Below are 13,015 nucleotides of genomic sequence, written 5' to 3' on the forward strand. Positions count from 1 at the left end.
AGGAAATTGTTATGAAATATGCCGTAGCCAAAAAAATAACAGGAATGCTGCTCGCGGGCAGTCTGCTTCTTGGCGGTTGTCAATTCTCGCCAACACCGCTTGCTCACGAGACAGTGACTGCCGCAGATTCGACGGACTTTCCCTCCCTGCCTCCCGGAGAGAAACTGAAATCATCGTTCAGCGATGTCCGCCTTCCCGGCATGGTAGGCATTGCGCAGAATGCTGCGCTGCAGTTGTTCATTAACGAAGAGACTGCCGAGATTGCAGTGATTCACACGCAGAGCGGCCAGATCTGGCGCAGCAATCCTGCAGATCGTGAGCAGGATGGGGTTGCGGCCGGGATAAACAAAGACCTTTTGTCATCACAAACAAAGCTCAGCTTCTTCAACAGCCTCGGACAGAGCAGCACCGTGAATTCCTTCACGGATAGTGTTGCACACAAGCAGATAAGCTACGAGGTGCTGCCAGGCGGCGTGCGGGTCCACTACCAGTTTGGAAGCACTGAGCGATCCATAGAAGACTTGCCGATGAAGATCAGTAAGGAGCGATTTGAACAAAAGCTGCTTGCACAGCTAGACAAGGCCGGGCAACGGGCCTTGAAGGTCGGCTATGCGGAAGACAAGGATGAAGGGGCTTACGTCCGGATTGATAAGGCGATGCAAGGATTGCAATTGTCCCGGGCCTTGAAAGCTTTTGACACAGCCGGTTACACATCGGAGGATCTGGCTCAGGATCATGCCGAGTTCGGCATTGAAGAGGAACGAAGTGGACCACGGCTGTTTATGCTTACGATGGAATATGAGCTGGATGGAGAGGATCTGCTTGTACGTGTTCCGTCCTCAGGCATTCATTTTCCGGAGGAATATCCGATCAACAGCATATCTGTAATGGATTATTTCGGGGCCGGGGGTTCAGAAGAAGAGGGCTCCATACTGGTGCCGGACGGTTCGGGAGCGCTGATCCATTTTAACAATGGCAAGCTGCAGTATCCTGCCTATCAACAAGATATATACGGACCGGATATGACCATGAAACTACGGGAAGCAAGTTCGAATGAAGCCAGAGCCAGGTTGCCGGTATTTGGACTGATTAAGAAAGAGGGAGCTTTCCTAGGCATTATTGAACAAGGGGATGCCGTTGCCGTTGTGAATGCCGATATCAGCGGCAAACTGAACAGTTACAACAACGTATATCCAAGCTTCTATGTGGTTAACAAGAGCGATGTGACACTTCAGGCAAGTGATATGGTTCGTACACTTCCGAAATTCCAGAAGAAACCGACCGCGTCCGACTTCGTCGTTCGATATGCTTTTGTTGGGGCGGATAAGGCCTCGTACTCAGGGCTTGCATCTCTCTATCGGGATTATCTGGTGCAAAACGGCGGACTTCCCGAGCTGAATGCCAGCAAGGAGCAGAGTAACGTTCCCTTTTATCTGCAACTGTTCGGTGGCATGACAACAAGGCAGCATATGCTGGGCATACCGTATGATTCAACGGAGGCTTTGACCACATTTGATGAAGCCAAAAATATTCTTTCCGCCTTGACGGAGAAGAAGGTATCCAATATTCAGGTGCGCTATGCGGGATGGCTTAACGGCGGACTTCATCATCGACTGCCGGATTCCATCCAAGTAGATGGCGCGGTAGGCGGGAAAAAGGGATTCCGGGATTTCAGCGCATACACACAAGAAGCGGGTATCGGTTTCTATCCCGATATCGCTCTGCTGAATGTGCAATCCAAAAAAGGGTTTAAACCGTCCAAAGAAGCTTCACGCACATTAACTCAGGAACCGGCGGTCTTATATCCGATGAACCAGGCCATCCAGCGGCGGGACCGGGATCGTTCACCATCCTATGTACTTTCGCCCAACATGCTGGAGGACGTGACGGCAGACATGTTAGATGAGCTGAGGTCCCTTCAAAAGGATGGACTGTCACTAAGCCTGAATGATCTGGCAGCTCAGTTAAACAGCGATATGAATCCGAAAAAGCTGGTGGACCGAACACAAGCGCTTGGCTCCGTAAAGAAGGTACTTGAACAGATCGGGCAGCAGGCTGGCTCGCTTGTTGCTGAAGGCGGGAACGCTTATGCCCTGCCGTATGTAACTGGTCTGACAGATGCGCCGATGACCAGCAGTCGTTTCAAGCTGGAGGATGAAGAGATTCCGTTCTATCAGCTCGTTGTACACGGCAGCATCGGTTATACGGGGACGCCATACAATCTCTCCACATATACCAATGCAAGGCAATATGTGCTGAAGCTGATTGAATATGGAGCCAGTCCTTACTTTGCATGGTTCAATGCGCCAAACCATGTTGTGAAAGAAACGGATTATGATGATCTCTACGCGGCAAATTATGAACAATGGATCGATCTGGCTGCCGAGATCTACAACGAGGTGAACCAGGTGAACCAACCGTTTGCCGGACGTTCCATGATGTCCCATGAATCCCTGGAGGAGGGCGTCTTCCGGACAACATATGAAGGTGGCGGGTTCGTAATCGTCAATTATAACGACTTCCCTGTAGAAGTTAACAACGATACAGTGGAAGCCCAAAGCTATGTGACTGGTGGTGAGCAGCTCTGAAGACGCTCCTGAAATGGAAATGGGGAAGTCGTACGTATGCTCAGCAGAAAGCCATGTGGGGCGTAATCTACGTGCTTCCCTGGCTCATTGGTTTTGTGTTGTTTTTCTTCATTCCGCTGTTAGCCTCTCTGCGATACAGCATGAGTACAATTCAGGCTAACGCGGAAGGCATAGCGATTCAGTTCAACGGTGTTGCCAATTACATTCAGGCGCTGACCGTCAATACAAGCTTTAACCGTGCGTTAATTGAGGCGATCACAGACGTGCTCATCAACGTACCGCTTATCGTTATATTCAGTCTGTTCCTTGCCGTCATCCTGAATCAGAAGTTCAGGGGCCGGGCTGTAGCGCGGTCGATCTTTTTCCTGCCCGTTATTCTGGCATCGGGAGTGATTATGACACTGGAGAGCACCAGCCTGATTGAAGCGGTTAATCAGAGCAGCACAGGTGGAAGCTCACTCGGGACATTTGAACTCGAAAATCTGATGGTTAACGCCGGAGTGAGCGATTGGATCGTTACGTATCTGAGCAGCGCCGTAGATAGGATCTATCAGATCGTCAGTCAATCCGGTGTACAGATTTTGATCTTTTTGGCAGGGATCCAGACGATTTCCCCTCAACTGTATGAGGCTTCGAAGATGGAAGGGGCAACGGGTTATGAAGCCTTTTGGAAAATTACGTTCCCGATGGTCAGCCCGCTTATTTTTGTCAATGCGATCTATACAATCATTGATTCGTTTGCCAATAACGCCATGACGGAACTGATCCGGGATACCGGCTTCGTCAAATTTGACTTTGGATTAAGTTCTGCCATGGCATGGGTCTACTTTCTGGCCATTGCCATCATTCTGGTTATCGTAAACATCATTTTCTCAAAGCGAGTCTTCTATCAAGATTAGAAAGGAGGGCGTCCCACGTGACAACATCACGATTATTATCGTTGGAGCATTGGAAAGGCTGGCTGTGGGCCATGATCCGATTCGTTCTGATTACCGGGCTTTCCTTCGTTATCCTGTTTCCCATATTTCAGAAGGTTTCCACATCCATCAAAGCTAAAGGTGATCTATATTCGGCAGTGGTGGTATGGATTCCACAGAACTTCTCCATCGACAATTTCAAAGAGGCGATACGCGTCATGGATTACTGGGCAACGCTTTTTAATACGTTTGCCCTGTCTGCAACAACTACACTGCTGACTACAGCATCCTGTGCACTTGCAGGATACGGATTCGCCAGACTGAAATTCAGGGGAAGCAACTGGCTGTTTGCTGGTGTAATTCTGACGATTCTTGTACCGCCAACGACTATTCTCATTCCGGTATACCTGAATCTGAAAAGCTTTGATCTGATGGGGCTTATGACGCTTATAGCCGGCAAACCTGTTAATTTGCTTAATACCTATTGGCCGTTTATTCTGACGGCAATTACGGCCAATTCACTTAAGGCCGGTTTGTACATCTTTATCTTCCGGCAATTCTTCAGGGGTATTCCGAAGGAAGTGGAGGAGGCGGCCTATGTGGACGGCGCGGGCATCGGACGAACATTTTCAAGAATCATGCTGCCCAATGCCATTCCGTCCATGGTAACAGTCATGCTGTTTTCCTTCGTATGGCAGTGGAACGACAGCTTCTATACGACGACTTATCTGACTTCAAGTAAAGTCATGTCGACCCAGTTATCGTCCCTTCCGTATAATCTGGCCCAGCAGGTTACCGACGGTGCAGCTTCCCAAGCCGATCCGTTCTATCTGAGCATGATCCAGGATACAGGAATTCTTCTTGCCATACTTCCTTTGATCGTCATCTATTTGTTTGTGCAACGATATTTCGTAGAGAGTGTAGAGCGTACGGGAATCGTCGGTTAAGTTAAGTTCTCCTGTACGTTTGGAGTGGGATCAGACTGGAAGAGGAAGGAGTAACTTCATGCAACATTCCATCTGTGAAAAGGGGGCATGTAACGATCTCATGAACGTCTGCTCACAGCAGAATCGCGATCCTTCCCTACGCAGGATCCCCCTGCTGGTATGGAACGGGCTGCGGGAGCGGGCGCCGACCTGAGCGATCTGTTTGATCAGAGATACTCTGACGGAGCATATTCGCATTATTGCAAGGCAATATATCAGATCAGGAGGAATTAAAGTGAAGAAGTTCATGACATCTTGTAAACTTGTACTCATTCTGGCTTTATTGATCACAATTGCTCCATGGGGAGGCAGCCGTGCCGAAGCATGGGTGGGCATGCCGATGGGCAAGCTGCACGTAAACGGCAAAAACCTGGTGAACAGCAACAACCAGCCTGTGCTACTGAACGGTTGGCATCAACCCTCAGGTGCCTACTGGACGTATCAGGACAGCAATTATTATCTCAATCTGCACGGCAATAACCGTCATGCAGCTACACTGGCTTATCTGAAAGACATTACCGATACTTTTGCGGACACCAGCGCGAAGTACGGAAGCAATCATGGCTGGAATATGAATCAGGTACGTCTGTTCATCGATCGTCAGGACATGGGAGATGTTGCTGCTGGTACATATAACTTTGCCGGTGTGCAGACCGTTACGCAAAATGTAATTATTCCGTACATTCAATATGCCAAAACAAAAGGTGTCTATGTTGTCTTGGGACTGGACTTCACATTGAAGGATGATCAGGCAACAACACCTGCCAACCTGCAAAAATTCAACGAAATCTGGGGTTATCTCGCTTCACGCCCGGAGATCAAAAGTGCAGACAACGTTCACTTCGAACTGATCAACGAACCAGTGAAATCCTATGCGAATGGACATTGGGGTGGATACAACGGGGAAAATGATTTTGTGGATCACTGGAATGACCTGCGTAATTTCCAAAATTCCATGATTTCAACAATTCGCAGCAAAGGTGCGGACAACGTTATCTGGGCGGCAGGTCTGGGATACAACCAATTTTACAGCTTGACGGCAAGCCATCCATTGACTGATCCGCTCAACAACTATGGGTATGCGGTTCACTGGTACCCTGGTTATGGCGCATATGACAACTTCTCCATCCTGCAAGACCAGTGGAATACCAACGTGAAGGCAGCCGCTGACAAATATCCGATTAACATTACCGAGGTAACCTGGTTCAAAAACAAACCTGGCGATTCGGCCTATTGGAACTTGTTTAATGGCAGCAATGAAGGTTTTGGTACCAATACCAAAACAATCTTCAACGCCGCAGGCAATGTAAGCATTGCAGCTCATATGAACGGATTCATTCTAAGTGAAGGACCACGAAGCTCCTTTGCCGACCCAACGGCTGGACTGAAATGGGATGGAGATGCTTCACGGAGTGCCATGGGACGATTCCTGTTTAACTGGTACCATGAACGTGCTCAGACTTACCCGGGCAGTGGAACAGGTGGACCAACAACAGGTCTTGTATCCGGTGCAACCTATAAAATTGTAGCCCGGCATTCCAACAAGGTTATTGATGTCCCTGGTGGTCTAAACGAAAACAATCTTCAGCTCCAGCAATGGAGTGATCTGGGCGGCAACCCTCAGAAGTGGGTTCTGACCTCGATCGGCAACGGTAACTATACACTGACAAGTGTGAACTCACCGGACAAAGTCATCGACATTCGCAACGGTACCAACACCAATGGGGAAGTGGTCCAGCTCATGAGCAATCTGAACACAACCGCTCAGCATTTTAAAGTGAATGACCTTGGAAACGGATACTGGAGTATCATCAACGTGAACAGCAATAAAGCGATTGAAGTGGCGAACGCTTCGACTTCGGATGGTGCCAAGTTGCAGCAGAACACCTACACAGGTGCAACAAACCAACAATGGAAATTTGTTGCCGTTAGCAATTAATAGCACAACGTTAAACAAAAACCTCCCCAAGTCATTCCATGTCTTGGGGAGGTTTTTTGCGTTTATTTTTGATACTTTGGGATGGAAGCCGTGCCAAGGTAAGATACAACTATTTTTATGCGCTAACCCGCAGACTGACAATTATTTTCAAGCAAGCATTGTACGCTACAGTATGTAAATGTACCATAAGGAAGAAGTTGTACCTTCACCAGGAAGAAATGCCCGGTGTATCATTGAACAGCTACCTTATCACAGAGAAATGTAAGCGCTTGATAAAAAAGGGAGGGTACATATGCAGCTCCTATGGTCCAAATTTTCACCCGTGTTCCGCCGATTCCTCATTTCGTATCTCATCATCCTGATGATTCCTCAAATTGCGGGATATGCCTCTTACCGAGCTTCCATTGAAGCAGCACGTTCCAGCTCCATCGAGAACAGCTTGAAGTCGCTGAGTCTTGGCAAGGAGATCATTGAGCGAAATCTTCTTCAAGTTGAAGCCTTTACCAGACAGCTTGCCGCCAATCCCGATTTGCAAAATTTAATTGCTGGCCCGAAGCCGCGTGATCTCTACAATGTCTACGGTATGAACCGTATGCAGCGGAGCCTCTCCATGTACAGCAGTACCAATGATTACTTGTCCCATTTCTTCATTCACATTCCCAACTACAATGCCATCATCACACCAAGAACTGTGTATTATCGTCCGGAGCATTATTATGCAGCCAATCAGCTGGATGGTATGTCGTATGAGCAATGGCATAACCAAATTCTCAAACAGCCTCACTTTAATGAAATCATACCGCTTCGAAACTATAAACGTGAAATACTCGGCACTGTGCTTGCAGACGTTCCCGCCATTACGTTTCTGCAATCTCTGCCTTTGAACAGCTTCAACAAACCGCAAGCGACGATTGGTGTCATGATTGATCAGGATCAGATGGCCAGCCTTACTCAAAATATTGTGGATCAATATGGCGGCTGGACTCTCGTCACCGATGCGGAAGGGCAGATCATTTTCTCCCTTGGTATTGAACAGGCCGAGGCCGAGCAAATGGCACAGAGTCGCCAGAGAGAAGATAACGCTGCGGAAACGGAGCTAAACGTGCAGAACGTACAGCCTGGAAGTGATGGTCGGCTGCTGATATCGATACAGTCCAGTCAAAATGGATGGAATTACATGGCAGGGATTCCAGAGAAAGCACTCATGACAAAAGCGGACCCAATCAAACAAGTCACGCTGGTCTTTACTTTGGCAACCATTGCCTTGGGACTGTTATTCGGGCTGGTTCTGGCCTATCGGAATAGTGCACCCGTATACAGATTGTTGGCCTCTTTTCGGGAACAAATCACCGATTCCTCAGGCAAACGGGGCAATGAATATGATTTTTTGGCAAGCCATATTAACAATCTCATTGCTAATAATGACTCACTTAAAAACGCCATGAATGAGCAGATTCCGTTATTGAGAGACGGTTTTATCAAACGTTTGTTAACCGGAGAAGTCTATACCTCACTTGAGTTGGAGGTTATATCATCCCAGGCGCACATTTCTCTTCATAGCAGCAAGGGCTTGGCAGGCTTAGTGAAGGTAAACGGATATGCCAATCTGGACAGTGAAGAAACTATCCATGAACTGGGTGTCGCGAGGCTGCTCATCAAACAGGTACTTACAGAGTGGAATGCGCAGCTGCTAATCACGGATTGGGGAACAGACCAGATCGCTTTTGCCTGTCCAGTGGATGTGAACCAACTGAATGAAGCTATAGGGAGATGTGAAAAAGAGCTGAACAGCTTGATGGAAGTAATCTACCGGGAGCATCGGATATCTACAACAATTGGCACAGGTGCAGCTTACGAGGTTTGGAATGATGCAGGACGTTCCTTTGACGAAGCCAAACAAGCTCTGGATTATGCCATTCATATGGGAACAGATCATCTGGTGAGATTTGAAGATACGATGAAGGAAAATGAAATGTTCTATTATCCGATTGAGTCTGAACAGCGCTTGCTGAACACGATCAAAGTCGGTGAGCCTGAAGAGGCGATACGTATTCTGGACCAATTATTTCTTCGTAATTTAGAGGAGCGGGAACTGTCCTACGAGATGACACAGCAGTTCATCATGGAGCTGAAGGGGACTTTTCTGAAGCTGGACGAACCCAAATTCAAGCTGGATGCCTCCCTGCTGGAGGATTATAAATCTCGGTTGACATCCATTCAGATGACAGAAACGATTAGTTCGCTGCGGGCAAAATTCAAACGGTTAACAGAAGACATCTGCGGTGATTTCCAGAGAAGAAGAGCAGGAGCACATGCGGATACAGTAAACGAAATGATTTGTTTTATCCAACATAATTATGGGGATGCAAACTTGACGATTTACCGGATTGCCGAGCACATGAGCAAGTCCGAGAAGTTTATATCCCAACTGTTCAAAGAACACACGGGAGAGAATCTTTCCGATTATGTAGAACGGGTACGCATTGATGCTGCCTCGAACTTGTTGCACTCCACTGGTCAGACCATTGACGAGATCGCGGAGGCCACCGGGTATAACAGTGCACATTCATTCCGTCGAGCTTTCAAGCGGGTACGCGGCATTTCTCCGAGTGTATTTCGGAAAATGGACGTTCATAGCGGTTAATGTAGGCTGTTTCTTGGGAACTATATTCGCTTTTTGTACTTTCTCAGCGTAACTGTACCTTTACGCATCCCCAGCGCAATCTTATGATTACTCAAAAAGTAAGCGCTACCAAATTGAGCTGGACTTCAGCACGATTGGGAGCCAAGAATGGGGGGATGATTCTGAGAACCACAATAACCAGTGAATCAAAGTCCGTAAAGAAACCAAGTAAAGCGTTTGCCTTGAAGCAAGCATTATCCAGAAGCTGGAGGCGACATTGGCAGCTATATCTGCTGATCCTGCCACCGATTGCTTACTTTATTATTTTCAAGTATGTACCCATGGTGAATGCGGTCCTGGCATTTAAAGATTACAACGTCATCAAGGGGATCTGGGGCAGTCCATGGGCCGGAACCAAGTATTTCGAATTGCTTTTTAAAAATCCGGCGTTTGTTATGCTGATCAAGAACACGCTCTACATTTCGTTTTACAGCCTGATCGTTGGTTTCCCGATTCCTATATTACTGGCGCTGGCGCTGAACGAAATTAAAAACATACGATTCAAAAAAACAGTACAAATGGTGACGTATGCTCCATATTTCATCTCTACCGTTGTTATGGTCTCCATCATTATGCTCTTTCTGTCTCCTAGGCTGGGTATTGTCAACACGATTGCAGGTGCCCTTGGTTTCGAAGCGGTGAATTTTCTCGGTGAGCCTGGACTGTTTCGATCCATCTACGTATTCTCCGATGTGTGGCAGGGAATGGGGTACTCCGCTGTGATATATCTAGCTGCTCTGGCAGGTGTTGATCCATCCCTGTATGAAGCCGCCAAAGTGGACGGAGCCAACCGAATACAGAAAATCATTAATGTTGATCTGCCCGGACTAATTCCGGCAGCCGTCATCATTCTGATCCTGAGTGTAGGGAATATCATGGCTGTTGGGTTCGAAAAAATATATTTGCTGCAAAATCCGCTCAACCTGTCTGCTTCGGAGATCATCTCCACGTATGTCTATAAAATAGGATTGCTGAACGCCAATTACAGCTTCGCTACTGCAGTTGGCCTGTTCAACTCGGTGATTAACCTGATTCTGCTATTAATCGTAAACGCGGTCGCCAAGCGACTGTCAAATACAAGCTTATGGTAACGGGAGCGAAAGGAGGAGAACCAACCCATGCCTAACACACAGACAAATGCAGGTCGTTCGCGGATCAAGAGCAGTAGTACGATTCGTGAATCCTGGGGAGACCGCGTATTTATAACGGTTGTTTACTTCATGCTGACTGTGGTGCTGATTGCCGTGCTGTATCCCTTGATCTATATTGTGAGTTCTTCGCTCAGTAGCCCAGCTGCCGTCTCCTCGGGAAAAGTCTGGTTGTGGCCCATTGACCTGACGTTTGACGGTTACAAGTCTGTATTGCGCAATGATCAAGTCCTTACCGGTTATGCCAATTCCCTTTTCTATACAGCCTGCGGCACCTTCATCAGCGTGGCACTGACCATTATGATTGCTTATCCATTATCCAAAAAATCGTTTGTTGGCCGCAGCTCGTTAATGATGTTTATTACCTTCACCATGTTGTTTTCAGGCGGTTTGATCCCTACTTATCTGGTGGTCAAAACCATGGGGCTGATTGATACCCGCTGGGCGTTGCTGATTCCCAATGCCGTCTGGGTATGGCAAGTCATCATTGCCCGTACCTTTTTTCAGAATTCGATACCGGAAGAGTTGTCCGAAGCAGCAGACATCGATGGCTGCAGTGACATCCGGTTTATCTTCAGTATTATCCTGCCACTCGCCAAACCGATTATCGCCGTGTTGTCACTTATGTACGCTGTCGGTCAGTGGAATGCATACTTTGACGCCCTCATCTACTTGAAATCACAGTCGCTCTATCCGCTACAGCTGATATTGCGCAGTATTCTTATTCTGAACAGCAGTACGGGGAACATGGATGCATCGGAAATGATCAAACAGCAGCAAATGGCTGAACTCATGAAGTACTCGTTAATTGTGATGGCCAGCTTACCAGTGCTAATCATTTATCCTTTTGTTCAACGGTATTTCGTGCAAGGTATGCTAATTGGCTCAGTCAAAGGATAAGTTCATTTTTTTCTACTATTCATGAGGGAGAGGATTGTATTGAGAAAAGCGGGATTCATCATTCTTGCCTGTATGCTGTTTACCTCGTTGGTACTTGCCGGATGCTCGAGTTCTAATAAAGGGAACGGGGAAGGCAGCGATCCATCAGGCAAGACGGCCATTAATGTGTTTGCCCACCAGGGTTCGGATACCAACCTGTCCACTAATAAATTCACGAAGAAAATGGAAGAAAAGTTTGATATTCAGTTCAACTGGACTACGGTTCCATTCGACGGTGCAGCGGAGAAAAGACAGATTTCACTGGCTTCCGGTGATTACCCGGACTTGTATCTGCTCATCCCTTGGGTAGATCGTTTCTCCCAGACAGACTTGTTGAAGTTTGGTCAGCAGGGGGTTATTTTGCCGCTGAATGATCTGATTGATGAGTATGCCCCCAATATTAAAAAAGTGCTTGAAAGCAATGACTATTATCGGGCCATGAACACCGCTCCAGACGGAAATATCTACGGTCTGACGGGGCTGAATGAATGTTTTCACTGTTCATACCCAAACAAGATGTGGGTCAACACCAAATGGATGGAACAACTGGGCCTGACCGAACCCACGACGACAGAAGAATTTAAGGAAATGCTTCGGGCATTTAAAACGAAAGACCCGAACGGGAACGGTAAAGCCGACGAAGTACCGCTAAGCGGTTCGACTGAAAATTTCGGTGTGCACATTATTCCGTACTTGATGAACGGTTTTATCTATGACGACGATCGGAATTATCTCATTGTCAATCAGGGGAAAGTGGAGACCGTAGTGAACAAACCGGAGTGGAAAGAAGGGCTTGCCTATATTAAATCCCTGTACGATGAAGGGTTAATTGATCCGGGAGCCTTTACTCAAAACGTGGGTGCTTTCAAAAAAATCGGTGATAACGCCGATGCACAGCTACTTGGTGCAGGAGCAGCGATGCATCCATCGTTATTTGTCACCACTGCCGAAGGTTCTCCTTACGGGAATGATTACAATCCCATCCCTCCATTGAAGGGACCCCATGCTGCTTATGCTACGTACAACTATCCGATTGATCCCGGAGCGTCCTTTGTACTGACAAACAAAGCCAGTGAGGAAACGCAGATCGCGGCCATAAAGCTGCTGGATTATATCTATACCCAGGAAGGCACCATGGCATCATATCTGGGAGAAGAGGGCGTAAGCTGGCGCAAACCACAAGAAGGAGAAGTGGCGCTCAATGATCAGATAGAGCCGTTATATAAAGCCATTCCGCTTCCTTCTGGAGAAGAACCTCGTAATGACAGTTGGGCTGCATTGAGTCAGTACAATCATTATCAGGCATATCGGGACTCCGAAGTACAGGGGACAGACATCTATGCCAATGATGGTGGTGAGCGACGTCTCTATGAGGCGACATTGTTAATGGAGGGCAAGGAACCGAAAGAGATTTTCCCTCATTGGGCATTGTGGGTAGATCCGTCTCAAGCTGATGAAGCCAGCATGATGCAGACCAATCTCAAGGATTACATCGATCAGAACGCCCTGCAATTTATTACAGGCGCCAAAAGTCTGGATAAGGATTGGGATGAATATGTGAAAGGCCTGGAGGGACTGAACATTACTCGATATCTGGAGATTATGCAGTCTTCCTATGATACTTCTTCTGTTTCCAAATAATTAAAGTATCTGAATCATATCCGGTTACACAATCAAACGTTTCCGCTTCGCAGTCAACATATGCGAGCCGGGAACGTTTTTTATTGATATAAATTAAATCGTAATATCATTGCATCCTTCTTAAAATTCTGTGATTGAACCTGTTTTCCCTGTCAGATATCATATGAACATCAT

8 protein-coding genes are annotated in these 13,015 nt (G+C 47.2%); all 8 read left to right on the forward strand.

The genetic code is table 11. From position 1 onward, the window contains the following. Positions 1–11: 11 nt before the first annotated feature. The 8 genes from V6669_RS15060 (at position 12) to V6669_RS15095 (ending at position 12,841) form a co-directional block, all read left to right on the forward strand. Complete coding sequence (locus V6669_RS15060; RefSeq protein WP_338594725.1) at positions 12–2,588, forward strand: DUF5696 domain-containing protein; 2,577 nt, start codon at positions 12–14, stop codon at positions 2,586–2,588. A gap of 53 nt (positions 2,589–2,641) precedes the next feature. Further along, complete coding sequence (locus tag V6669_RS15065) at positions 2,642–3,487, forward strand: sugar ABC transporter permease (protein WP_082219083.1); 846 nt, start codon at positions 2,642–2,644, stop codon at positions 3,485–3,487. Positions 3,488–3,504: 17 nt separating this feature from the next. Beyond that, positions 3,505–4,452, forward strand: coding sequence for a carbohydrate ABC transporter permease (locus V6669_RS15070; protein ID WP_105598719.1), 948 nt, complete (start codon positions 3,505–3,507; stop codon positions 4,450–4,452). 274 nt (positions 4,453–4,726) lie between these two features. Further along, entirely contained in the window at positions 4,727–6,430 is a 1,704-nt protein-coding gene (locus V6669_RS15075) for an RICIN domain-containing protein (protein WP_133384773.1), read from the forward strand. 292 nt (positions 6,431–6,722) lie between these two features. Next, complete coding sequence (locus V6669_RS15080) at positions 6,723–9,074, forward strand: helix-turn-helix domain-containing protein (protein ID WP_338594729.1); 2,352 nt, start codon at positions 6,723–6,725, stop codon at positions 9,072–9,074. A 275-nt stretch (positions 9,075–9,349) separates the two neighbouring features. Then, positions 9,350–10,204: an ABC transporter permease subunit gene (locus V6669_RS15085; protein WP_338594956.1), complete on the forward strand. Its 855-nt coding sequence runs from the start codon at positions 9,350–9,352 to the stop codon at positions 10,202–10,204. A 27-nt stretch (positions 10,205–10,231) separates the two neighbouring features. Further along, positions 10,232–11,161, forward strand: a complete 930-nt coding sequence (locus V6669_RS15090; RefSeq protein ID WP_338594730.1) for a carbohydrate ABC transporter permease — start codon at positions 10,232–10,234, stop codon at positions 11,159–11,161. A gap of 39 nt (positions 11,162–11,200) precedes the next feature. Continuing rightward, on the forward strand, positions 11,201–12,841 hold the full coding sequence (locus V6669_RS15095) for an ABC transporter substrate-binding protein (protein ID WP_338594731.1): 1,641 nt from the start codon (positions 11,201–11,203) through the stop codon (positions 12,839–12,841). The last annotated feature ends 174 nt before the right edge of the window (positions 12,842–13,015 follow it).

This window comes from Paenibacillus sp. Y5S-9 (assembly GCF_036894235.1).
Classification (GTDB): domain Bacteria; phylum Bacillota; class Bacilli; order Paenibacillales; family Paenibacillaceae; genus Paenibacillus.